Source organism: Microcoleus sp. Pol1C5 (genome assembly GCF_036701115.1).
Classification (GTDB): domain Bacteria; phylum Cyanobacteriota; class Cyanobacteriia; order Cyanobacteriales; family Microcoleaceae; genus Microcoleus.
On the sequence record NZ_JAUBQE010000049.1, the window covers coordinates 1 to 23,699 of the forward strand.

The 23,699-nt window shown below is 46.1% G+C and carries 23 protein-coding genes; 8 read left to right on the forward strand and 15 right to left on the reverse strand.

Annotation, left to right across the window (positions count from 1 at the left end):
• Positions 1-80 precede the first annotated feature (80 nt).
• Positions 81-911 (forward strand): inositol monophosphatase family protein, encoded by an 831-nt coding sequence (locus QUA23_RS23675; RefSeq protein ID WP_333078554.1) that lies wholly within the window; start codon positions 81-83, stop codon positions 909-911.
• A 423-nt stretch (positions 912-1,334) separates the two neighbouring features.
• On the opposite strand, the gene QUA23_RS23680 is transcribed toward QUA23_RS23675, so the two are convergent.
• From QUA23_RS23680 to QUA23_RS23705, 6 genes are all read right to left on the reverse strand, one after another.
• A complete protein-coding gene (locus QUA23_RS23680; RefSeq protein ID WP_333078555.1) occupies positions 1,335-1,904 on the reverse strand; it encodes a PIN domain-containing protein in 570 nt (189 codons plus the stop codon).
• A 3-nt stretch (positions 1,905-1,907) separates the two neighbouring features.
• Positions 1,908-2,378 carry an excisionase family DNA-binding protein gene (locus QUA23_RS23685; RefSeq protein WP_333078556.1) on the reverse strand — a complete coding sequence of 157 codons (471 nt, stop codon included), beginning with the start codon at positions 2,376-2,378 and terminating at the stop codon, positions 1,908-1,910.
• 148 nt (positions 2,379-2,526) lie between these two features.
• Positions 2,527-3,108: an NAD(P)H-dependent oxidoreductase gene (locus QUA23_RS23690; RefSeq protein WP_333078557.1), complete on the reverse strand. Its 582-nt coding sequence runs from the start codon at positions 3,106-3,108 to the stop codon at positions 2,527-2,529.
• A gap of 38 nt (positions 3,109-3,146) precedes the next feature.
• Positions 3,147-4,028 (reverse strand): ChaN family lipoprotein, encoded by an 882-nt coding sequence (locus QUA23_RS23695; RefSeq protein WP_333078558.1) that lies wholly within the window; start codon positions 4,026-4,028, stop codon positions 3,147-3,149.
• 634 nt (positions 4,029-4,662) lie between these two features.
• Positions 4,663-5,025, reverse strand: coding sequence for a cupin domain-containing protein (locus QUA23_RS23700; RefSeq protein ID WP_333078559.1), 363 nt, complete (start codon positions 5,023-5,025; stop codon positions 4,663-4,665).
• A 95-nt stretch (positions 5,026-5,120) separates the two neighbouring features.
• Entirely contained in the window at positions 5,121-5,396 is a 276-nt protein-coding gene (locus QUA23_RS23705) for a hypothetical protein (protein WP_333062925.1), read from the reverse strand.
• A gap of 160 nt (positions 5,397-5,556) precedes the next feature.
• On the opposite strand from QUA23_RS23705, the gene QUA23_RS23710 reads away from it, so the two are divergent.
• The 4 genes from QUA23_RS23710 to QUA23_RS23725 all read left to right on the forward strand — a co-directional run bounded on the left by QUA23_RS23710 (position 5,557) and on the right by QUA23_RS23725 (position 8,574).
• Positions 5,557-6,195 (forward strand): peroxiredoxin, encoded by a 639-nt coding sequence (locus QUA23_RS23710; protein ID WP_006632618.1) that lies wholly within the window; start codon positions 5,557-5,559, stop codon positions 6,193-6,195.
• A 333-nt stretch (positions 6,196-6,528) separates the two neighbouring features.
• Entirely contained in the window at positions 6,529-7,113 is a 585-nt protein-coding gene (locus tag QUA23_RS23715; RefSeq protein WP_333078560.1) for a Uma2 family endonuclease, read from the forward strand.
• A 65-nt stretch (positions 7,114-7,178) separates the two neighbouring features.
• Complete coding sequence (locus tag QUA23_RS23720) at positions 7,179-8,153, forward strand: cysteine synthase A (protein WP_333039694.1); 975 nt, start codon at positions 7,179-7,181, stop codon at positions 8,151-8,153.
• A gap of 121 nt (positions 8,154-8,274) precedes the next feature.
• Positions 8,275-8,574, forward strand: coding sequence for a (2Fe-2S) ferredoxin domain-containing protein (locus QUA23_RS23725; protein WP_333078561.1), 300 nt, complete (start codon positions 8,275-8,277; stop codon positions 8,572-8,574).
• Between the two features lie 14 nt (positions 8,575-8,588).
• Here the strand turns inward: QUA23_RS23725 and QUA23_RS23730 are convergent, their stop codons facing one another.
• From QUA23_RS23730 to QUA23_RS23760, 7 genes are all read right to left on the reverse strand, one after another.
• Entirely contained in the window at positions 8,589-9,821 is a 1,233-nt protein-coding gene (locus QUA23_RS23730) for a hypothetical protein (RefSeq protein ID WP_333078562.1), read from the reverse strand.
• 170 nt (positions 9,822-9,991) lie between these two features.
• Positions 9,992-10,360 (reverse strand): hypothetical protein, encoded by a 369-nt coding sequence (locus QUA23_RS23735; protein ID WP_333078563.1) that lies wholly within the window; start codon positions 10,358-10,360, stop codon positions 9,992-9,994.
• A gap of 75 nt (positions 10,361-10,435) precedes the next feature.
• Positions 10,436-11,059 (reverse strand): heme-copper oxidase subunit III, encoded by a 624-nt coding sequence (locus QUA23_RS23740; protein WP_333062934.1) that lies wholly within the window; start codon positions 11,057-11,059, stop codon positions 10,436-10,438.
• 122 nt (positions 11,060-11,181) lie between these two features.
• Positions 11,182-12,987 (reverse strand): cytochrome c oxidase subunit I, encoded by a 1,806-nt coding sequence (gene ctaD / locus QUA23_RS23745; protein ID WP_333062936.1) that lies wholly within the window; start codon positions 12,985-12,987, stop codon positions 11,182-11,184.
• Between the two features lie 78 nt (positions 12,988-13,065).
• On the reverse strand, positions 13,066-14,067 hold the full coding sequence (locus QUA23_RS23750) for a cytochrome c oxidase subunit II (RefSeq protein WP_333062937.1): 1,002 nt from the start codon (positions 14,065-14,067) through the stop codon (positions 13,066-13,068).
• Positions 14,068-14,288: 221 nt separating this feature from the next.
• A complete protein-coding gene (locus tag QUA23_RS23755; protein WP_333078593.1) occupies positions 14,289-15,047 on the reverse strand; it encodes a methyltransferase domain-containing protein in 759 nt (252 codons plus the stop codon).
• A gap of 97 nt (positions 15,048-15,144) precedes the next feature.
• Entirely contained in the window at positions 15,145-16,182 is a 1,038-nt protein-coding gene (locus QUA23_RS23760; protein ID WP_333078564.1) for an LD-carboxypeptidase, read from the reverse strand.
• 73 nt (positions 16,183-16,255) lie between these two features.
• Here QUA23_RS23760 and QUA23_RS23765 point away from each other — a divergent pair, with 73 nt between their 5' ends.
• Positions 16,256-17,689 (forward strand): carotenoid oxygenase family protein, encoded by a 1,434-nt coding sequence (locus tag QUA23_RS23765; protein ID WP_333078565.1) that lies wholly within the window; start codon positions 16,256-16,258, stop codon positions 17,687-17,689.
• A 750-nt stretch (positions 17,690-18,439) separates the two neighbouring features.
• Positions 18,440-19,261, forward strand: coding sequence for an SDR family NAD(P)-dependent oxidoreductase (locus QUA23_RS23770; RefSeq protein ID WP_333039678.1), 822 nt, complete (start codon positions 18,440-18,442; stop codon positions 19,259-19,261).
• Between the two features lie 272 nt (positions 19,262-19,533).
• On the opposite strand, the gene QUA23_RS23775 is transcribed toward QUA23_RS23770, so the two are convergent.
• Positions 19,534-22,473 (reverse strand): CHAT domain-containing protein, encoded by a 2,940-nt coding sequence (locus QUA23_RS23775; RefSeq protein WP_445243518.1) that lies wholly within the window; start codon positions 22,471-22,473, stop codon positions 19,534-19,536.
• A 150-nt stretch (positions 22,474-22,623) separates the two neighbouring features.
• Here QUA23_RS23775 and QUA23_RS23780 point away from each other — a divergent pair, with 150 nt between their 5' ends.
• Entirely contained in the window at positions 22,624-22,887 is a 264-nt protein-coding gene (locus QUA23_RS23780) for a hypothetical protein (RefSeq protein WP_333078567.1), read from the forward strand.
• 150 nt (positions 22,888-23,037) lie between these two features.
• Here QUA23_RS23780 and tsaB read toward each other — a convergent pair whose 3' ends face one another.
• Positions 23,038-23,697: a tRNA (adenosine(37)-N6)-threonylcarbamoyltransferase complex dimerization subunit type 1 TsaB gene (gene tsaB, locus QUA23_RS23785; protein ID WP_333078568.1), complete on the reverse strand. Its 660-nt coding sequence runs from the start codon at positions 23,695-23,697 to the stop codon at positions 23,038-23,040.
• Positions 23,698-23,699 lie beyond the last annotated feature (2 nt).

The following is a 23,699-nucleotide window of genomic DNA, read 5'->3' on the forward strand; positions in this document are numbered from 1 at the left end:
AGAGATTTTTGAGAAGAGTTATAATTCGCAAAGCCTTTGCCAGATAAGCTTTGCGAGTTTTGGGAGATGTCTAATAACTAATGACTAATTTTTGGGATTCTATTTTAAGTTTTGCACGGGTTACTGTCGAGAGAGTCGGACAGCAGTTGCTGCAAGATTTCGGTTCCGCACAAGCGGATGAAAAGGATGACGGGAGTTTGGTGACGAAATCCGATAATTGGGCGGATGCAGAAATTAGAAGTGCGATCGCATCTGCTTTCCCCACTCACGGGATTTTAAGTGAGGAGGGCGAACACGTTTTCCCCGATACTGAATGGTGCTGGGTTGTCGATCCTTTAGATGCTACAACTAATTTTGCTAGGGGAATTCCGATTTGGGGTATTTCTTTGGGTTTGTTGTATCGCGGAACTCCGGTTTTTGGCTGCGTGCATTTGCCGCCAATTAATCAGTCTTTTCACGGTTTTTATGCACCTGATTTGGCGGGCGGCGTGTTTGACAATATGCCTCAAGGTGCGTTTTTAAACGGGCAGCAAATTCGGCCGACTGCTGATAAAATGAGCGGCAATCATTTTTTTAATTTGTGTTCGCGGAGTGTGGGAATCGGGCCTCATCTTCCGAGTAAAGTTCGGATGTTGGGCATGGCTAGTTACAATTTTTTGACTGTGGCTTCGGGTGTGGCTATGGGAGGGGTGGAAGCGACTCCCAAAATTTGGGATATTGCGGGGAGTTGGGTAATTGTGAAGGCTGCTGGTGCGGTTTGGTTGCCGCTGGAATCCCCGGCTATTTTTCCGCTGGAAGTGGGGAAGAATTACGGCAGGATTTCTTATCCGACTTTGGTGATGAATCGGCAGGAGTTGGTGTCCGTGTTTTTGCCGTTTGTGGAGGCTTGGAAGAAGAAAAAAATGGGGTGATTTGTGTGAAGCTAAGCTATGCCGTAGGAAATCGAACAATTATTAAATAAAACTGCAGGGCAGGCGTGACGGAGGAGTCTCCCACGCCTGCCGTGCTGTTTGGAAGAAATATACCGACCGATGACCGATGGTTAAAGTATGCCTAATATTGTTTATTTCTGCCACTCTGCGATCGGGTGGTTTTGTTTTACGTCGATCGGGTGATGCGGTTTCGGTACAATTTGTGGTAAGTTTTCCACTAGCTATTATATCTGAGAAACAAAATTATACCCGTTTTCAAGTAGAGGCACAAGGGTAAATAAATTTACTGCGGTGTTGGAAAAAGTAGATGAGTGGTATGGCTAGGTCGAAGAGTTAGCCTGTGGGAAGATACAAGAATAAACTTTGGAAAAAAATCGGGAAAGTCTGCGGTCTGCGATCGTACTAATCTCGATAGCACAATTCTCGCATCCGATTTGCTGACAGTGGCAGTCCGAATTCTACCAGCGTTTTTAAATACTCGTCAGGTGTTTTTGGCGGATTCTTGAGCCTGATTCTTTGTTTCTCGGCTGCTTTGCATACACCTTCAAAATTCAAGTTGAGAAAGCGCAGAATTAACTGATCTGGGTGCAGCGGTTGAATGTGATATTGTTTAAGATTCTCAGCAGGAAAATCCCTTAGATTGAAAGTAACGATAAAATCCGCGCGAGAATGAATTGCTGCTGCTAGAACGTGCCGATCTCCCGGATCGGGAAGTTCCAACTCTGGTATAATTTGCTCGTAGCCAGTCACCACACAATTTTTAATGCTTGCATTCATCAAATTTTTGGTTCTGGCAAGCTGTTCTAATGTGAGATTTGGATTGTTTTGAAGCACGTTTCTCATCCACTCGGCGTGAATCTCTTCTGTCCACCTCGGCTCAAACACATCACCAACTGCTAATTCCATCAGAAAATCGCGGAGTGCGGCTGAATACAAAACATTAGCATCGCAGACTACTTTTACAATTTCCATGAGTTAGTCATACAAACCTAGTGCTTCTGATTCGGCGACAAGTTCGTCAAGTATTTTACTTCTTTTTTCATAATCCTGCTTTTTATATTTCATTACATCTTCATAACGTATCCGGCGACAGGTACTTACCATTTTGTATGGAATTTCGCCAGAATCTAGCAACTTCCACACATACTCGCGGGAGACATTGAGTAAGGCCTCAACCTGCCAGATATCGAGTTCCTCCGTAATTGGAATCAGCTTGACAGTATTGCCGCTGCTTGTTTGTTGCAAAATTGCTAACAGCAGGGGTAACGCTGCGGCCGGTATGTCAATTGTTTCTCCCTCTTTTTCGTTTAATATCAATTTGAGGGATTCGCCAGACGGATGATTTTGCAAGTGCGATTCTAAAGCGCGGCTACTTGTTTTGGCAACCGCTGCTTCTGCTGCTGTCGGCAAAGCAGGTGCTGAGTCGGGATCTCCGATGAATGTCATGTTAATTTGGGGTTGAGTATAACAGGCAATCAACTACGATCGTAGCAATTTTGCGAGGCGATCGCACTTGATGCAGCCAGCAAAATAACAGATGCTGGGATTGGGACACAGCAATGTTGTGTCCCAACTGCCAAATGAATTTATTGCCTCATGCGATTAATTTCGACAGCACATTAGACAACTTAGCACCAAGATTTTCAACAGCGTCCTGCTGTTTGGGATCTTTCATCGTACCGTCAGCATTAAATGCTTCAAAAGCTTGGGGAATTGCTTTCTGATCTGGGAGTACCAATACGTTAATATTCCCCAGGATAGATCGCAAATGCACTAATCCCCGCAAACCCCCTATTCCGCCTGGGGAAGCACTCATAATTACCGCTACTTTGCCAGTAAATGCCACCAATCCCGGTTCACCCGGTGCTGGGCGCGATACCCAATCGATCGCATTTTTCAACACAGGGGTAATTGAACTGTTATACTCAGGGGAAGCTATCAAAAACCCGTCATGCCCTACCATCAATTCCTTCAATTTGCGGGCATTTTCTGGCATTCCCTCTTTTGCTTCCAAATCTTCGTCAAATAGCGGCATCGGCAAATCGCGCAAATCTACATAAGTAACTTCTGCACCCGCCGCCGTAGCCCCAGCCGCCGCAACTTTTACCAGCAGTTTGTTATAGGATGCTTCGCGGGTACTTCCGGCAAATGCGAGAATTTTTGGTCTGTTTGTCATTGATTTTTTCCTGATTATTGCTTGCGCGTATAATTGTACTATTTGGAGTGATTCCAAACAAAGTCAGCAATGGGTTTATCTGCCGATAAAGCAGGATTGTCACTGGAATTGAATAAGACCGAGCGCACTTTTACATTCCCGGTCCCCAAACGCCTCTCGACGCGACTGGGAATGCCGTAACCGTACATAATGTGTCCTTTACCCGCCAACACGACAACTTGATAGTCGGGATTGGCTTGAATAAATTGGGCGATTTTTTCCGCCATAGTTTCGTCCCACAAAACTTGGGCTTGCAAGAATCTTTCAAAACCCGTACTATTTCCCTGTTCAGCCTTTTGGTGTTGCTGGTAAACTTCTAGCAGCAGTTGCCGGTATTCAGCGTTGTCGGTGCGAATTTCGGATATGGGCGGAATGTGCTTTTTTTCCTCTGCTGTGAGGCTTTCTAAACCTTGAGACGCAACTTTTCTCGTTACTTCGGATGGTGTATTTAAGGCGAGGACGGGTAGTTGATTTTCTTTGGCAAACCGCAAAATGGGGGCGTAAGATTCCCAGGGAAAGCGCCATCTGCGATCGTACTCTGTTTGCTCGACTAATTGCTGTTCAGTCAGTTTACCTGCTAAGTAGTTGTCGATCGCGCTTTGAAAGGGACGCTGAAACATTTCCATCGCGATCGCAATTTTCCGATTTTGCCGCTGCATTTCTAGGATAATCTTTAGTTGAGCTTGGTGGTCTTCTGCGCTATCGTGGGTTTCTCCCAGATATACGACTTTTGCCTTTACCAACTGTTGCAGAATCTCCTGGTTAGTGTAAGTTTGCCCAGGTTGAGGGTTCGCCGTCGTTTGCGCTGTCACTACACTGCTGCACAGCAGGAAGATGCCGATCGATAAGGCGCACAGTTTGATGAGTTTGGTTGTTTTCATACAAATATTATGCCGTTTCTCGCAGCAGCAAGCACAGCCGAACTCTACTATTTTAGCTGAGCAGCTAGAAAGCTCAATGCTTAATTTAAGTTCATAATTAGTCGTAATTATCTATATCCATAGAGGATTGTCTTCCCTCTTCCCTCTTCCCTCTTCCCTCTTCCCTCTTCCCTCTTCCTTCTTCCCTCTTCCTTCTTCCTTCTTTTGTAAAGTTTAGTTGCAGGTACTTGCGCTTCTAGAAGAAGGTGCTAAATTAATAATATGAAGCGAACAAAAAGCTTCTCTGACAGATACAACCTCTAGATACCACAGCGAAGTTCACAATAGAATCTAAGGAGTAAAAACGCTGTTTAATCTCACATCTGTCTCATCAAAAACCAATAGCAGCACCCACCAACAAAGCTGACACTTCCTCAACTAATTAGAGGGGAGCAATGCAACTGAATCCGAGGATTATTGCAACTCCACATCGAAGTTGAAAAAAGAGGAAATCACTCGGTACATATGGCTGGGTGCTGTTGTTGTTAAAAGAGATTTTCGGCTTGTGATGTTTTTTTCAGTAGAGGCAGAGCCTCTCGATATGCGTTACCGGGCAGAGCCGGGTAACGAGTATACCAGAATAAAAACTAGAAAATTAGTGGAAAATTGTCTCGTCTTCCTTTCGCCACGCGGGATCGACAATACAAATAAATATTAGCGGCTCTGTGCCACAGTTGTAAATAAACTGCTTGGCGTTTGGGGGAATGTAAACTGCATCTCCGGCTTCCACGAATTGATTTTCGTCGTCGATGTGCATCTCCCCAACGCCGCTGAGGATGTAGTAAACTTCAGAAGTCGTCAGGGAGTGCAGCGCAGAAGTTTGTCCCGGTGGCAAAACGGCGTGGGCTAAACTGTAACGCAAATCCACAGCTTGTTTGTCTGGATGCAATAATTCTCGCAGTTGAGTACCGTCGCCAGCAATAAACTCATCGCAGGCATTTAGCTTTTGAATTAGCATTCTTTCCCCTCTCCTGAAAATCTCTTTACCACAACTTAAGTTTAATTGAAAGAGCCAGAGATGTTAAGAAATATGTAAAGCGGCGGCCGGATTTTTTAACCGTAAATTCCCGAATGCCCTCGATAATCAGGACAGTCGATCGCATCTTCAGATAAAGCTATAGTAGGCTGAACGGGACACTTGAGGTGGTAGTCGCCGGTGAAAAATACGCAGTTAGCACAAGGAATTTGGTGCATCCGCTGAGCTCGACGCAGCGAGTCGGTTACAGTACGCCCGACACTCAAACACAGCAAAAAAACTAAACCCCAGGCGGACACAAAACACAGCGGGACTAAAATAGGCTGTATTGCCTTCAGCAGAAAGTAAAGCATAGGAAGAAAATTTAGCGGTATAAGCCACACATACATTACAGTAGTGGAATTGCCGATCGATCGACCAAAAAGTTTAGAATCCTTTACAGCTCGATCGAGAAACCGGGCAATTATGGCATGATAAGGAACAGTCCTTAAATAAAATTAGAGGAAATCCGTTATGACTCTGCGATTAGGCGATACCGTTCCCAACTTTACCCAAGCTTCGTCTGAAGGCGAAATCAATTTCTACGACTGGGCTGGGGATAGCTGGGTCGTGTTGTTTTCTCACCCGAAAGACTATACTCCAGTTTGCACCACAGAACTCGGTGCAGTGGCCCGTCTAAAGTCTGAATTTGAAAAACGGGGCGTCAAAACCATTGCCCTCAGCGTCGATGATGTGGATTCTCACATGGGCTGGATTAAAGATATTGAGGAAACTCAAAATGTCACCCTCAATTATCCGATTTTAGCAGATGGCGATCGTAAAGTCTCCGACATTTACGACATGATCCATCCAAACTCGCTGAACAACTTAACAATCCGCACAGTTTTTGTGATTGACCCGGAAAAGAAATTGCGTTTGAGCATTACTTATCCGGCGAGCACTGGTCGGAATTTTAATGAAATTTTGCGAGTAATTGATTCCTTGCAACTTACCGACAAATACAGCGTTGCGACTCCTGTTGATTGGAAAGATGGCGACGATTGCGTAATCGTACCTTCGATTACCGACCCGAAAGAGTTGGAAGAGAAATTTCCTAAAGGTTATACGCCGATTAAGCCTTACTTGCGGATGACTCCTCAGCCGAATAAATAGGTTTAATTTACCACCCTGTTTGTAGTAAGGACTTTAGTCCCATTCGTGTCAACTTAACGTCAAAAGTAGTATCAGTATACCGTCTACCGATCAACCTCTCGATCCCCCCTAGCCCCCCTTATTAAGGGGGGACAGGAAGCACTCAAAGTCCCCCTTATTAAGGGGGATTTTGGGGGTTCTAGACTCAGGTAAGAGCGATATTTATCAATGGTTTTAGGCTTAAGTTTACACCAATGCTTTAGTCCTTAACCCTGATTTTTGAGGACTAAAGCTCTAACTACAAAAAAAATTGTGCAATCTTGTGTAAACACTTTAGATTTGAGGAAAGGCAAAATGGAGTCATCAACAATTGTGTTGCGAATACCACCCAAATTGCAAATGACAGACGACGAGTTTTTCGAGTTCTGTCAAATCAATAGTGAATTACGCATTGAACGTAACAAATCGGGAGAATTGCTAATTATGCCCCCTACTGGTTCGGAGACGGGAAACCGAGAAGGTAATATATTTGGGCCACTGTGGGTTTGGGCAGAACAAAATGGTACTGGTTTAGCGTTTACTTCGAGTACAGGATTTACTCTGTCAACTGGTGCAGAAAAGTCGCCGGATGCCTCATGGATTAAACTGGAACGGTGGAATGCTTTGTCACCAGAACAAAAGCAAAAGTTTGCCCCGATTTGCCCGGATTTTGTAGTCGAACTGAGGTCTGCTTCTGACAATCTCAAGCCATTGCAAGAAAAAATGCAAGAATATATGAGAGAACCCGGAGTGCAGTTAGGCTGGTTAATTGACCGCAAAAACCGCAGAATTTATATTTACCGTCCTGGTTTGCCAGAGGAGTGTTTGGAGAATCCCGCGACAGTCAGCGGCGATCCGGTTTTGCCCGGATTCATACTCAATATGAGCAAAATTTGGTAGAACTGCTAGCAATAAATATCAACTTATTGTAAAAATTAATCATAGGATACACACACGCCAAAAATATGGATATTAAAAACGGCTTTGTAGGCACAATCGGCAACACACCACTAATTCGCTTAAACAGCTTCAGCGATGAAACAGGCTGCGAAATTCTCGGCAAAGCAGAGTTTCTAAATCCCGGCGGTTCCGTTAAAGATAGGGCCGCTTTATACATTATCAAAGACGCAGAAGAAAAAGGCTTGCTCAAACCGGGCGGCACCGTTGTTGAAGGCACTGCCGGCAATACAGGCATCGGTTTGGCCCACATTTGCAACGCTAAAGGTTACAAATGTTTGATTGTGATTCCCGATAACCAATCTCAAGAAAAAATCGATGCTTTGAAAACCTTGGGCGCTGAAGTTCGGACTGTTCCCGCTGTTCCTTACAAAGACCCGAATAATTATGTCAAATTGTCGGGAAGATTGGCTTCGGAAATGGAGAATGCTGTCTGGGCCAATCAGTTTGACAATTTAGCCAATCGCCGAGCTCATTACGAGACAACTGGCCCGGAAATTTGGGAACAAACAAACGGCAAAATTGATGCTTGGGTAACAGCTACTGGTACTGGCGGCACTTTTGCTGGGGTAGGAATGTTTTTGAAAGAAAAAAATCCTGCTGTTAGAATTGTCTTGGCAGACCCGATGGGCAGCGGGCTTTACAGTTATTTCAAAACTGGGGAAATTAAGACTGAAGGCAGTTCGATTACTGAGGGAATTGGCACCACCCGCGTCACTGCAAATATGGAGAATGCCCCGGTAGACGACGCCATTCAAATTGATGATACTGAAGCTGTCCGGGTGATTTACCAACTGCTGAGGAAAGAAGGGCTGTTTATGGGCGGTTCTGTGGGGATTAATGTGGGGGCGGCTGTGGCTTTAGCGAAGCAAATGGGGCCTGGACATACGATTGTTACGGTACTCTGCGACGGGGGGGCTCGGTATCAGTCGCGTTTGTTCGATCGACAATGGTTGGCTTCCAAAGGATTGTCACCCGATTAACCGTAGGGTGCGCTGCGGCGCACCTTAAAATCTGGGCATATATAAAATCTGGGCGTATATGCGCGCACCTATTCCATGATAAAAAAATAGCATATATGTAGCAGAATGTCAAGTAAAAAATATGAAAATTATCGAATCTTCTAGGCAAGTTCTTGTTTGTCAAAACCGCACTTGTCGCAAGCAAAATTCAGCAAAGGTACTGGCAGCTTTTCAGAAATTGTCGCCCTCAGAAGTTGAAGTTGTTGCTAGCAGTTGTTTGGGACAGTGTGGCAACGGGCCGATGGTGTTGGTGCTGCCAGAAGAGGTTTGGTACAATGGCGTTTGCCCTGAAGAAGTGGCGACAATAACTGAGCAACATTTGCGAGGAGGAAAGCCGGTGGAGAGGATGCTTTACCGCAAGTTTCACCGACTTTCTCATTAGCCGATCGCCCGCCTTTAAAATTCTTCGGCAAACAACCGCCGGAGAATCTCGGTGACTTCGGCGGCGACTCTGGCGTCTTGTTCGATCGCCAAGCGATCGACACTGCTGGAACCGCCTACAGCTTTTTCTGCCCGCAAACTCATGGCTAAAGTTCTGACTTTTGCCGGCTTTCCCGCCGCTTTGGGTCGCTCGTCAACAAACCGCACTAAAGCCACATAAACTGTTTCTAGGGTTCCCCGGATCGAGCTCAGTCCGTAACCCAATTTTGAGATAATTACTGGAGAAGTGATAAGGCTCTCCATCCCCAAAGTTTTAATTGCTACGTCCACATATCGAGCGCTGTCATGTCCCATTGCTCTGACAATGCTTTCTAAGCTGTTCCACTGAGATGCTTTCATGCGCGATCGCTGTTCGATGTGGAAGTGCCATCCTAACATGGAAATCAGCCTGGTCAAGTCATAAGCAGATACGGAATTTTTTTGTTTGGTGCTGTTTACTGCGGCACTTAAAAGCACTTGTTTTTTGGTGAGATCGAAGATTTTTGGGTTGGTGAGATAAGGATTTTCGCCGTAATCGCCGCGAAAAATTAGGTCATTATTGCCAGTAGCGCTCTTCAGCCATTGCTCTAATCCTATGCGAGTATCGAAGCGTTTGAACATCGCAGCTAAGGAGTTTGAACTTCCTATATTGGAGGCATAGTTAATCATGTCTTTTGCTACCTCGTAAAAATAAAAATCATGTTTTTGCCCGTTGCCATCTCTAACAACGCAGTTGTCAATGTCGCAGTCGGGATATTTGCTATTTAGTTGACTGACGATATTAAGGAGTGCGATAATTTTAGTGGCACTCCACTGCTCAGCATTGGTAAGTGCGTTTTTTCCCAGCCACTGCGCCTGAATTTTGCCCTCTACAAAAGTACCAATGCAAACGCAGGCTTCTTTGATGTCTGCGTGGAGGAAACTTAAAGCTTGAGAGTTAATTTGAGGTAGTTCTCCCAAGCTGGGAAATGGGGTAAGTTTGAGGGGATTATTGGGTCCGGGAATAGAGCTAATTACTTTTATGCCGTCGGGTTTCTGTTTGAGATAATCGGGATAGTTTTTAATTTCTTGTTGGTAAGGGGATTTTTCAATGCCCCGGTCTAAAAAGGCTAGTTTGTTTATGTTCGCTTTGGCATCTATTTCCATTTGGAGGTAGTTTTTGTAGATACGCGCTCGGTCTTTTGCGAGTTCGAGGGAGGTGAGGTTCATAATAATTGTTGGCAGCTTGTTACAAATAAGTAAATCACTATACTAGGATTTACGCAAACAAACCGGGTTTCTATATAAATTTTTGGGTTAGGAAACGAAAATTAATGAAGAAAGCGGGCGGCAGACAGTAACTGCGGCCAGGACTATATATCCGAGTTCGGACCCTGCGATCAAGTTTTTTTGCTGCGTACTTGAATGCGTTTGTCGGTTTTTTGTTTCTTAATCCAAGAGACAAATTTCTGGAGTTCAGGGTCATTTTTGAGCTTTTCCAGGGTGTTGAGCTCTTGGGCGAGGTGTTTGTTGTCAAATAGAGAGTGAATCTGGCGGTGACAGGCTGAGCAAATGTCGATTGTCGGGCTGGGATCTTCGTTTTTCCGCTTGGTGTTTTGTTTGGGGGTGAGGTGATGGGCGGTTAATGCTTCCATTTGTCGATCGCACAATTCGCACTGCATAATTTTCTCAATGCTGCTGGATAAGAGAATTGCTACTTTTAGTTTAGCGCGATCGGCTTTGAGGAGGTGAATGAAAGGCGATCGCACTCTCCAAACAATAAAAAAACCCCCAATTGGGGGTCATACAAATCTCTTGTGGCAGAGGTCGAAAAGCCTCTGAGATTACAAAATATACAGTAACAGAAACAAAACAATCCAAATCACATCGACAAAGTGCCAGTAAATCTCAGTCGCTTCGATTCCAAAGTGGTGCTCGCTAGAATAATGGCCTTGCGCGCGCGATCGCCACACCACCGCCACCATAAACAGCACTCCCAAGGTAACGTGCAAGCCGTGAAAAGCAGTCAAAACGTAAAAACAACTGGCATACAAATTAGTCGTCAAGCCAAACTCTAAATGAGCGTATTCGTAAACCTGACCGAACAAGAAAACTGCGCCCATAGCAATAGTTACGAGCAACCAATTCCGCATTCCGGCGGCATCATTCTTTTTAATTGCAGTATCCGCATTGTGAATCACAAAACTGCTAGCAATCAGAATTACCGTATTGATTCCCGGCAGCAATAACTCGCGCTCCGGCGTACCTTCAGGAGGCCACACGGGGGCCATCGCCCGATAAATCAAATACGCGGCAAACATACCGAAAAATATCATGCCTTCAGCGCACAGGAACACAATTACACCTAACATTCGGTGGTCGGGATGCTCGACACCGTGTGCTTCTACTTCGCCCTCGTGGTGGTAATTTAGGGCTGTTTTTGTCGGATCGATCGCTGGAATTTGCATAAGAAATTGGTAATGAAGAAGTCAGTTGTCAGTTGGCAGTTGGCAGTTGGCATTAGTCATCAGTCATTAGTTAACAGTCAACAGTCAACAGTCAACAATGCCTAATGACTGATGACTAATAACTATTCGCCATCTTGACTTTCATCAGCAGGAGAATCAGCATTTACCTCTGATTCAGGAGCGACCAAAGTTGCAGTACCGCCAAAGAAAGTTGAAGCTTGAGCCTCCGCAATAGGGATACCTGTTTTCTGGGTATTGCGCGTAGCATTTTCCCTCAGCTTGAGCCTGAGACGTTCCCCTGTATTCTGAATTTTTTCCATGCCGTAATCGTAAGGCCCCGTTGCCAATACCGGCACTCCTTCAAAATTTTCGATGGGGGGCGGCGAAGTCGTCATCCATTCTAAACTCAAAGCTTGCCAAGGATTGTCACCTGCTTTCGGGCCGTACCTCCAGCTCCAAATCACATTAATGATAAACGGGATTGTAGACACTGCCAGCATATAAGCACCGACAGTACAAATGACATTAATTGTGGTAAATTTCGGGTCGTACATTGCCACCCGCCGGGGCATTCCTTGCATCCCCAAAGCGTGCATCGGCAGGAAAGTTACAGTAAAGCCAACATAAGTTAAAACAAAGTGAACTCTACCCCAAAATTCATTAATCATCCGCCCCGTCATTTTGGGGAACCAGTGGTAAAAAGCAGCGTAAATGCCAAACACTGAGCCACCAAACAGCACGTAGTGTAGGTGAGCGACGACAAAATAAGTGTCGTGAACGTGAATGTCGAAAGGTACGGAAGCCACCATGATTCCGGTGATGCCGCCGAGCACAAATGTTGAGATAAAACCCATCCCAAATAGCATCGCGCTGACAAGCCGGAGTTTGCCTCCCCAAATAGTTGCCAACCAGCTAAATATTTTAATCCCAGTTGGTACGGCGATGATCATAGTAGTGATCATAAAAAACATCCGCAGCCAGCCGGGAGTGCCGCTGGTAAACATATGGTGCGCCCACACGATCAAGCCCAAAAAGCTGATCGCGAGACTGGAATATGCGATCGCCAAATAACCAAAAATTGGCTTGCGCGAATGCACCGGCAAAACTTCTGAAATCACCCCGAAAAAGGGCATAATCATAATGTAAACTGCAGGGTGCGAATAAAACCAGAATAAATGCTGGTAGACGATGGGATCGCCGTTGCCTGTCGGGTTAAAAAATGCCGTCCCCGCTAACAAGTCAAACGACAGCAAAATCAAAGCTGCGGCTAAGACTGGAGTAGCAATCAAAGTGAGCGCTGAAGTCGCAATCATCGCCCAGCAAAACAAAGGCATTTCATTGAGACTCATGCTCGGAACGCGCATGGTAAAGATGGTAACGGCAAAATTAACCGCCCCCAAAATCGAAGAAGTCCCCAGAATCAAAACGCTGAGAATCCAAATTTCTTCCCCCGCTTGAGCAGTAACTAAGCTCAAAGGCGGATAGGAAGTCCAACCCGCCTGTGGAGCTCCTACCAAAAAACTGCTCAACAGCAAAACGCCGCCTACGGGAATTAGCCAAAAGGCAAGGGCATTCAGTCTGGGAAATGCCATGTCTTTTGCCCCAATCATTAAGGGGATCAAAAAGTTAGCAAATCCGGCTCCGGCGGGTACGATCCACAGGAAGATCATCACCGTCGCGTGAACAGTAAATAAACTGTTGTAGAGTTCGGGGGTGACAAAATCGGCGTCGGGGGTGGCGAGTTCTGTTCGCACCAAAGTTGCCATCACGCCGCCGATTAGATAGAAAATAAATGTTGTTACCAGGTATTGAATACCGATGACTTTGTGATCGGTATTAAAAGTGAAGTAGTCGCGCCAATGTCTATCAGCGGGCGCTGTTCCGCGAGCCTCAGTGTTTGCACTTTCTTGGAACTGTGCTTGTGTCATAGTTATTAGTCATTAGTTATTAGTCATTAGTTATTAGCTCAGGATCAAAGACCCAGTAGCCAGAACTAATGACTATTTTTAGTGATGAGTTGGGTGAAGTTGTTCTAGGGCTTCGGAATTAATTTTTATTTCCCTGACGTAGGGAGCCAAAAATTCTCCATCTGACAATTCCCCAGGATTGACTGCAACTGCTTGCTCTAAGTTTTGACTGCTAGCAACTTGCTGGCTTTGCAGCCAAGTGTCGAATTCTTCTGGCGTGTGAACGACTGCTACAGCTTTCATCGCTCCGTGATAAGCGCCGCACAATTCAGCACAAACAACCCGGTATTCGCCAGTTTTAGTTGGTGTAAATCTCAGTTCGCTCGGCCGGCCGGGAATTGCATCTTGTTTGAGGCGAAATTCCGGCAGCCAAAATGCGTGCAGCACGTCTTGAGCTGAGATATTTAGCTGTACGTCGCGGTTGACTGGCATATGCAGTTCGCCAGAACTAACGCCGCTTTCTGGATAGCTAAAAATCCAGGCGTACTGCAAACCTGTGACATTTACAACTAAGTCTGCTGGTTTGTCTTCATTTTCTGGGGAAGCGCCTACGCCTAAAGCAACGAGTTTTTGAGATGGAATTTGAGGGGCGTTTTGGGGTGTATCTGAGAGTGTGGCTGCGATCGCACTTCCCCGCATTTTAGAGTGCGCTTGCATGGTGCCGTGGTCGTGATTGCCCATCGGATCGAGGCCTCCCATTGAGTTGTAAATCTCAAAACTGTAGACTCCGATTCCTAAAATAATCACCGCCGGCACGGCTGTCCAAAGAATTTCTAAGGGAAAGTTGTCATGCCAAGGCGGCCCGTCTGTGTTGTCTCCTTGACGACGGCGATATTTAATTGCAGCAACGATGAGAATTCCCTGGACCATGATAAATAGTCCAGTGGAAATGGTCATCATTGTATTGAAAAGTGCGTCTATGTCGGATGCTTCATCAGAGGCGGCGATCGGCAGTAAACCGTGATTCTGCCCGTACCAGAGACTGATCAGAGTCACTCCGATGCCGGCGAGCATGGTGAGGATGGAACTTGGAATGTTCACGCTGGTACTTCTTAATAGCGACACTTCTTCGCTTGAAAAATGAAGGAAGCGCCTCTGGGTTATCAATTTTTAATTGTAAATGGTATTTTTAGTAAAATGTCTATCTTAAGGGTTACTTAAGGCTTAGTATGTTTGACCGAGCGATCGCGAGCCTCAAAAATACGTCTTTTGTACCTTGACAAAAATGAGTAAAAATGGTACACAATCGCTCTGTTTGGCTGCTAAATTTGAGATGGTTTCTCAAACACCATCAAATGCTGCTGGGGTAACATATCTTTTGTCTCTTTCCATACTAAACCGACTGCGGCCATTTCTTTTTTCACCTGCTTCTGCGTCATTTTGTGCAAACCTTTAATGGGAATCATCGGGTTTTCGCCCCGATACTCGATCGATACCGTGCGGCCTCCCGGTTTGAGTGCTTTCACAATTCCTTGCATCATTTCTCTAGGATATGCAAATTCGTGATAAGCATCGACCATCACAACTAAATCTACGCTATTTTCCGGCAAATTTGGATTGTCGATACTGCCCAAAACTGGCTCAACGTTAGCAATATTTTTTTCTTGTTTATTCAATTTAATAAAATCAATCATTTCCGGCTGCACGTCAACTGCCAAAACCTTTCCTTCTGGAACTAAGGGAGCGATGCGAAAGCTAAAATATCCCGTTCCTGCTCCAATGTCGGCGACAATATCAGTTGGTTTTAAATCGAGATTGTTGACTAATCGAGCTGATTTTTCTTCCATGCCGCGAGACGGTCTTTCTAGCCAACCAGCACCTTGATCTCCCATGACTTGAGCAATTTCTCGACCCATGTAAAATTTGCCGGTTCCGTCAGGATTGTGGACTGTTCGCTGCTGATAAATTGGGTCGCCATCGGCGGTTTTACTTACGGCTGCACACGCATTGAGCGGCAATATGCAAATTATTGCTAAGATAATTGCTGCTAGATGTTTGAGGAATTGTCGGTTTTTCACGATCGTCCTAATTGTATTTTTAATTTTGTCATTACCAGGCTCTGCGCGGTAATGCAGAACCAGAGGAACAGCCGAGCGAATATCGAGAATAGTTTAAGATTTAGCTGACAGCGGATTCTAATAATCTGATTGTACCAGAGTCAGCGTCGATTTCGACTTCTTGACCGATCGGCAAAGTGAACTGCTCCCGGATGTGTCCCACCATTGAACCGTACCACGCGGGAATATTTAAAGGGCGAATGTGGTCGGATAAGACTTGAGGCAAGGTTAGGGACTCTTGGGGTTTTTCAGCTTCGCACTTGGTACACTGTCCGAAAATAAAACCGGATATTTTATCAAGAATGCCCGCTAATTTGAGCTGCGTCAACATTCTATCGATGCGATACACTTCTTCACCAACTTCCTCAACAAACAAAATACTGTTTTCCCAGGTCGGTAAATATGCAGAACCCACCATTGCTGCTATTACTGATAAATTTCCACCGATTAGTTTTCCCCTAGCTGTGCCCCGCCCGATTGTTTGAACTTGCACGCTTTGGGAGTTTTGCATCGTAACAGAACCTCCGTCAAACAAAACTTTTTTGACGTAATTTACTGTAAAGGGACTCCAAGTTGACGCACCTAAAGGGCCGTGAAAAGTAACTCTATTAGTTTTAGCATAAATCGCCAATAACAGCGCAGTAATATCGCTAAATCCCATAATAATTTTGGGATTGTTGCCGATAATATTGTAATCTAGGAGCGGCAATATCCGACCGCAGCCCCAGCCGCCCATCCCGGTAAAAATAGCTCGCACGGAGTCATCGGCAAAGGCTGCGTTGACATCGGCGGCGCGATCGGCATCCTTGCCTGCTAAATAGCCGTAGCGGTCGTAAAAATGCTCTCCCAATTTAACTTTTAAACCCAGCTTTTCCATAACTTTAAAAAAATCCTCGATTTCTTTTTTGTAGTTGAAAGCAGCAGGATTGATTAAAGCTACTGTATCGCCAACTTGCAGGCGGCGCGGCTTAACGATCGCACTTTTGGGAGATAGGTTGGTTTGGGCGATCCTCTTCGAGGGCTTCGCTAACGGCACAAGCTGAGTACCAATAGCAGTCAGCCCAAAAGTTGTCAGCAGAGCACGGCGGCGGAGAGTCATAGCTGTTAGGTAATTTTTGCTATAATTGTAAAGGAAAATTTCTGCAATATCAGTTTAAAATTGCCAGTTTCAAATGAAAACAGACACTAAAATCTCAGCTAAAAAATCTTGGGCTCAAGCTTTAGCCCGTCCGGCTGCGGAATTTCCGCTGACTCACTTATCCGTTAAAAGCGGTAAAATTCCCGCAGGATTGCGCGGCACTCTCTACCGTAACGGGCCCGCACGTTTGCAACGCGGTGGCATGAATGCGGGACACTGGTTTGATGGCGATGGTGCTATTTTGGCAGTACATTTTACCGATGCCGGTGCTGGTGCTGTCTATCGCTACGTGAAGACAGCGGGATATCAAGCTGAGGAAAAAGCTGATAAATTTCTCTACAGTAATTATGGCATGACAGCACCGGTGCCTCTGTGGTTGCGGTGGACTAAATCTGTTAAAAATGCTGCCAATACTTCAGTTTTAGCTTTGCCCGATCGCCTTTTAGCTTTGTGGGAAGGCGGCTGGCCTCACAGCCTCGATTTGCAAACCCTGGAAACTCGCGGAACGGACGATTTAGGAAGTTTAGAGAGCGGATCTTCTTATTCCGCTCACTGCAAGCGCGACCCGATTACTGGCAATATTTTTAACTTTGGAACTACACCGGGTGCCAGTACAAAGTTGAATCTGTATAAAAGCGATCCTACAGGCAAAATTGTGCAACAAGCAACGGTTGCTTTAGATGGAATTCCCATGATCCACGATTTTGTTTTAGCTGGAAAGTATCTCATATTTTTTGTACCGCCGGTGCGACTCAAATTTTTGCCAGTATTAGCGGGAATTAGCAGTTTCGGCGACTCTTTTGAATGGAAACCGGAGTTAGGAACGCAGATATTAGTTATTGACTCGGAAACTCTCTCTTTAGTTAGTCGAGGCCAAACCGATTCTTGGTTTCAGTGGCATTTTGCTAACGGTTTTGTCAAGGAAGATGGTTCGGTGGCCGTTGATTTTGTGCGCTTCGCTGACTTTCAAACTAATCAGCGGCTGAAAGAAGTAGCGGCGGGCGAAACTCTCACCGATGCGGAGGGTTCCCTGTGGCGGGTGTGTCTCAATCCTCAAACTGGCAAAGTGACAGCAGCCGAAGAATTGCTGGATCAACCTTGCGAGTTTCCGACGGTACCTGCTTCAGAAATAGGGCAAGACTCGCGATATATTTATCTGGCAATGTATCGGCCTGACGTTGATATTGTACCGGAACGTTATGGCGCGATCGCCCGTTTGGAGACGCAAACCCGCAATCTCACAATTGCGGACTTGGGCGAAAATCGCTATCCCGCAGAGCCCATCTACGTTCCAGATATTTCGTCGGAGAAAGGTTGGATAGTAACAGTTATTTATGACGGCAATTCTGACAGCAGCGAAGTCTGGATATTTGACAGCGACGGACTTTCCCGCGAACCTGTTTGCCAGCTAGAATTGCCCGGTGTCATACCTTTGGGCTTTCACGGCACTTGGAAATCTGCCGTATGAGAATTGTGTAAAGAAGTGTTGCGGAAGATTTATTAAAAATTGTTGCCGCTTTAACTTCTAGTTGTTAAGGTGTGTGTAGATAGGAAATTCTCATATCTAGGAGGTGTGGAATTGATAATCTGTATTGCTCAATTATCCTGTGCCAATTCGCACGAATCCCCGGCGATTTTAAGTCGCGATTGCACAGGATATCGTCTGCCTCTGCGGACTAAAAAAAGAGGGGTAATTAAGCCCTGGCGAATAATCAATCCCGGCGAATATTCCCGGCCAATTTATTCGCAGCTACACAGGCAAAATCCGCCTCCACGGAGTGAAGAAAGAGGGGTTCTCCAACCCCGCTCAATGACCAATTCGCGGTGAATATCCCGGAGAATAAATTCGCGGCTACACAAGCAAAGTCCGCCTCCGCGAACTGAAGAAAAAGCGGTAATAAAGCCCGCTTGGTCATAATTTTGACTCGGTTTGCCCATCTCAGGTTTGTCTGCTTGAATGAGGTTAAAAGCCCAGATATTTGACTGATTTCTGGCAAACCACAAGTTTAGTTCAACTCACGCGCACGTTAGCGATTCAACAGTTTTTGGTTCTGAGTTAACCCCACAAGTAAATGAGGTCTATCGCAACAAGATAGCCTTTTCAACAATTATGAATTATGAGTTGTTACCGCTAAAACATTCAACTCATAACTAATAATTCACAACTCACAACTCATAACTCCGTGCCGCGGTGAGCATCAACCAAAAGGTTTAATCTATGCAACTTCAAGGAAAAACAGCTCTTGTTACAGGAGCTTCGCGCGGAATTGGGCGATCGATCGCCCTGGAATTAGCGAGACAAGGAGTCAAACGTTTGTTGATTGTGGCGCGCAACCGCAAGCAATTAATTGAACTGGCCGAGGAAATCGATCTTTTTGGCACAGAAGTAGTGCCGTTAGCTTTGGATTTAACTCAGTCAGTAGCGGTGAATATTGCGATCGCCCAAGCTTGGCGAGATTGCGGCCCGATTCACCTGCTAGTCAACTGTGCAGGCGTCGCGCACCAAGCATCATTCTTGCGTTCCCCGCTGCCGTTAATCGAGGAAGAAATCGCCTTAAATTTGCTCGGAACCTACACAATTACACGCTTGATTGCGAGGCGAATGGCGACTCAAAAAGAAGGAACCATCGTCAACGTTTCGAGCTTAATGGGAAAAATTGCCGCGCCCACAATGGCCACTTATTCTGCTACCAAATTTGCTATTTTGGGATTCACCCAAGCTTTACGCAGCGAGTTAACTCAGTACAATGTTCGAGTCACAGCTTTGCTGCCATCTCTAACAGATACCGACATGGTGCGAGACTTGGAACAATTCCGGTGGGTAGTGCCCACAACTCCCGAAAAAGTTGCCCTAGCGCTTGTCGCGGGATTGCACAAAGATGCGCCGGAAATCTTGGTAGGATGGCAAAGTCATCTAGCAGTTTGGTGTCACCGAATTGCGCCTTGGTTGCTGGATTTTGTGTTGCGGATGGCGACTCCCGAACTTCGGGATAAATCGCGGGGCCGCAAATTGCGGGAGGCTTTAGCTAGCGGGCGATAAACCCTTCTCTGGGCGGGCTTTCCGGCCCACCCCACAAGAAAACTCATTCTTTGTGGAACGGGCAAGATGCCCGTTCCGGGCTCTTCGGCCCATTGGTGTCAACTTAAGTTGTTAGCCCGCCCACCCGTTAGTCCGCCAGGGAATTCATTCCTTGTCGGACTGTCGGACTATCGGACTATCGGACTACCAATTGAACGTTAACTTGACACCAATGGGCATTGCCCTGTCCCTAGAAGGGTTATGTACTTACTTACCAGCAAAAGTGGTGTATATCATTTCCACTCGCCCTGAAGAGTAAAAGCAGCCCAATAATAGGGAGATTTCCATTTTTCCTGCTGCATCATTTCAATCTGCGCCGCCCTCAAAGCTGCCGCCGGCGCTAACTGTTGTTGCAGCATTTTTTGATAAAACTTTTGCATTAACACAGAAGTTCCTTCATCATCCACACTCCACAAACTCACCGCCACCCGCTGCGCCCCCGCATACATAAATCCCCTTGTTAATCCCACCATTCCTTCGCCTTTAACATTCTGTCCCATTCCCGATTGACAAGCACTTAAAACCACTAAATTTGCCGCCAGTTTCAAGTTGAAAATATCCGTGAGTCGCAAGAAGCCATTGACAAGATTGCCTTTGTCATCTATCATCGACATCAGAATTCCTGAGAGTTCGGGATTTTTGCTGTTGGCCATGCCGTGGGTGGCGAAATGCACGATTTGATAATTGGCTAAACTGCCGTCGGTAGCAGTAGTGCGGCTGGCATTAAAATCAAATATTTGACGGCTAGAAGCTGAGGGGAATAAAGTTAATATTGTTTGGGCTTCTTGGCGGGTAAATGGTAGGCGTTTTGGCGGCCATTCCCGATTAGAAGCGCGAAGCGATTGATTTAAACCGAGGTTATTTGCTTCTAATTTTTCTGTTGTTGCTTGGGTGATTTTTCCTTTGATTCTTTCATCGTCTGGACTGAAAACAGGATCGGCTAAAATTGCTAAACTTTGGCTTGGTGGTTTTCTATCTTCGTAATTTTGCCTGAGAATGGCGAGACTTGAGGCGGAAGGCAGGGTAATAATTTCATGTTCGGTAATTAAGGGAACATTGCTATTTTGTCCGGCGGTTGGGGGAAGAGTTAAAGCTGGAAAAGGGGTATAGTGCAGCACGCCGTCGGGAACAATTAATAAGCGTTTGTTTGCTAATTGGGCTGCGGCGGGCTGTAAAATTACTTGACTTAGATTTGCACTTGCTTGGGTAACTTTTTGGGGAATATTTCTCTGGGTTGGGCTAGTTATTGCGTCTCGGAAATTGCGGGCTGCTGTTTCAAGGTCAACCTGTTTTGGTAATTCATAGCTGGTTAGTCCCTTTTGGCTAACCACCCACAAATAACTGCGGTCTTTGCCAAGGGAATACTGCAATAAAATTGTGTTTTCATCGAGAATCAGTTTTTGAATTTCTGGCCGTGTTAAAGGTTGGGGCTGGGTGAGGGCAGCGTAGCGGGGGCTGGCGGTACGAATCTGGGCTTGAATTTGCTGATTTTGTTCCAAAAGTGCGAGGCGCTGTTTGTCGATTTCATCGATTTGAGTTGGATTGAGGTTGGGGCTGCTGATTGCTTCGATGCGCTGCTTTTCAATGGCATCGAGTTGCTGTTGCAGGCTCTTTTCTTGTTGCAGTAAATTGGGGTCAATGCCTTCGCGAATGTTGGCATTACTTTCTTGGAGGAGTTCGAGGAGACTGCGGGCCCTCGAACGTTCGCTGGCTTCTAAGGCTTTTGTATCATAACCGGATTTAGGATTAGTTTTATGCAGTTGCATTAACAAATCGATGTAGAATTCGTAGTAGTTTTGTACTGTGGCAAAGTATGAGCTGCGGAGTTCAGGGCTGGCAATTTTGGTGCGGAGGTTTTCGATGATTTTGATAGAGGATTCAATGTCGTTAAGGGCTTCGGTAAGATTGTTTTGGTTGCGTTTGACATAAGCTATGTGGAAAAGGGTGATAGCTTCTCCAGCGCGATCGCCTGTTGCCCGACTCAGGGGAAGCGACTGGCTGTAATACTCTAGCGCTTTCTGTTTTTCTCCCAATTCTGCGTAGACATTGCCGATGTTGTTGAGGGTGGCAGCTTCCCCACGGCGATCGCCTACTGCCCGAAATAGGGGAAGCGACTGGCTGTAATACTCTAGCGCTTTCTGTTTTTCTCCCAAATCTGCGTAGAGATTGCCGATACTGGTGAGGGTGAGAGCTTCCCCACCGCGATCGCCTACTGCCCGTTTCAGGGGAAGCGACTGGCTGTAATACTCTAGCGCTTTCTGTTTTTCTCCCAATGCTGAGTAGACACTGCCGATGTTGTTGAGGGTGGTAGCTTCCCCACCGCGATCGCCTGTTGCCCGTCTCAGGGGAAGCGACTGGCTGTAATACTCTAGCGCTTTCTGTTTTTCTCCCAATTCTGAGTAGACTAAGCCGATACTGCTGAGGGTGGTAGCTTTTCCACCGCGATCGCCTGTTGCCCGCAATAGAGGAAGCGACTGGCTGTAATACTCTAGCGCTTTCTGTTGTTCTCCCAATGCTGAGTAGACACTGCCGATGTTGTTGAGGGTGGTAGCTTCCCCACGGCGATCGCCCACTGCCCGCAATAGAGGAAGCGACTGGCTGTAATACTCTAGCGCTTTCTGTTTTTCTCCCAATTCGGAGTACACAGTGCCTATGTTGTTGAGGGTGGCAGCTTCCCCACCGCGATGGCCTGTTGCGCGTCTCAAGAGAAGGGACTGGCTAAAATACTCTAGCGCTTTCTGTTTTTCTCCCAATTCTGCGTAGACATTGCCGATGTTGTTGAGGGTGGTAGCTTCCCCACGGCGATCGCCGAGTGCCCGAAACAGGGGAAGCGACTGGCTGTAATACTCTAGCGCTTTCTGGTTTTCTCCAAAATCTGAGTAGACTCTGCCAAGACCAAGGAGACTAAGTGCTTGCCCTCTATTGTCGCCTGCTTGCCGATACAACTTTAATGCTTCTTCCCACTTGACGATCGCAGTTCTTTTTGCTTGGGCCGTTCCTTGCTGGTACAGTTGGAGTCCCTCTTTGAAAGCTTTTTCAGCAGCCTCGCTACTGTTAGTTTGTGGTGTTTGTACGACTTTCTCAACTGGCCAGACTGCTGCAACTGCCTGACTTAGCTGTACCGAAAGTGCGATCGACATACCAGCCACAAACAATTGAGTGCGATCGAACATAGCCACCCTTTTTGTATTTTTGTCAATTTTACTCACTAGCTCGCTTAGTGTAAACACAGGAAGAAGTAAGGGCGATCGGCATTTTTGCTAGAGTTAACGAGTAGTGCGATTCCCTGCAGGATCGCTACGCCGCGCGTACTTTTTCCCAGCATGAACAACATCCCAACTACCCCCGATCCCCTAACCAGCCACTGGGATTGCCCCGAATGCGGCGGCACCGGTACCCTCAGCCCAGAAATTTGCCCTGTTTGTCTCGGAGCAAAATACATCGATCTCGCTACAATAACGAACTGGATGCTCGATTTCATGGAATCTCGCGGCTGCGATCGAGCTGAGATCGATCGATTGCGAACCGAAAGCCCAGACCCCCTAACATTAACTTTTTGCCTCGAAGTTTGTATCGCCCTTAAATAAACAACAATATCAAGTCTGCTTAATTGCTTATAAATCATTTACGGGCATTGGGAATAGGGCATGGTCAGAAAAAAAACGCACTCTACAAGTTGATTTAACAGAAACGAAATAATGCCCAATGCCCTATTCCCAATACCCTATTCCCAATATTCAGTGTCCCTTAACCGGATGTTGCCCGTAATAAGGCAAAGCATCCGACCAATCAGGGCGACTTCCTTGTTTCCACTCCAAATAAGCCAATTCCAACACACTAGAAACCGACCAACCCAACTCGCTACCAACTTCAATTAACTGATAAGAATTTCCCCAATTATCCAACTTTTCCTGCCAAGCTTCAGGAGTCATCACCGTATCAGGAAACAACTCAGTTAAACCAGAATCTTTGTTAACTGAATAAACCGCCCCAAACAATTGACCCCGCTGTGCAGGCATTTGCAGCGCCATATCCTGATTTGAGATAGATTTTTTACTGCTGCTGCAAGCGACAGCCGCCAAAGTTGAAATCGCAAAAACCGGAATATCCAACTGTTGAGCCAAAGTCCGCGCCGTCACCATACCCATCCGAGTCCCCGTGAAACCTCCGGGCCCCTTCGCCACCGCAATAAAAGCCAAATCCGCCCAAGTTTGCGGCCCAATAAACTCGACTAAATACTGATGCAAATGAGTGGCTAAATCGCGATCCAAATTCCAAGTTTGCCAGCGAGAATCCCCGGCAAAATTGCTGATGGCTAAACCGAGTTCGCGACTAGCTGTGTGCAGGGCTAAGCCGTATTTTTTAACAGATGTTCCGTCTTGGGGATTGCTATTCACGA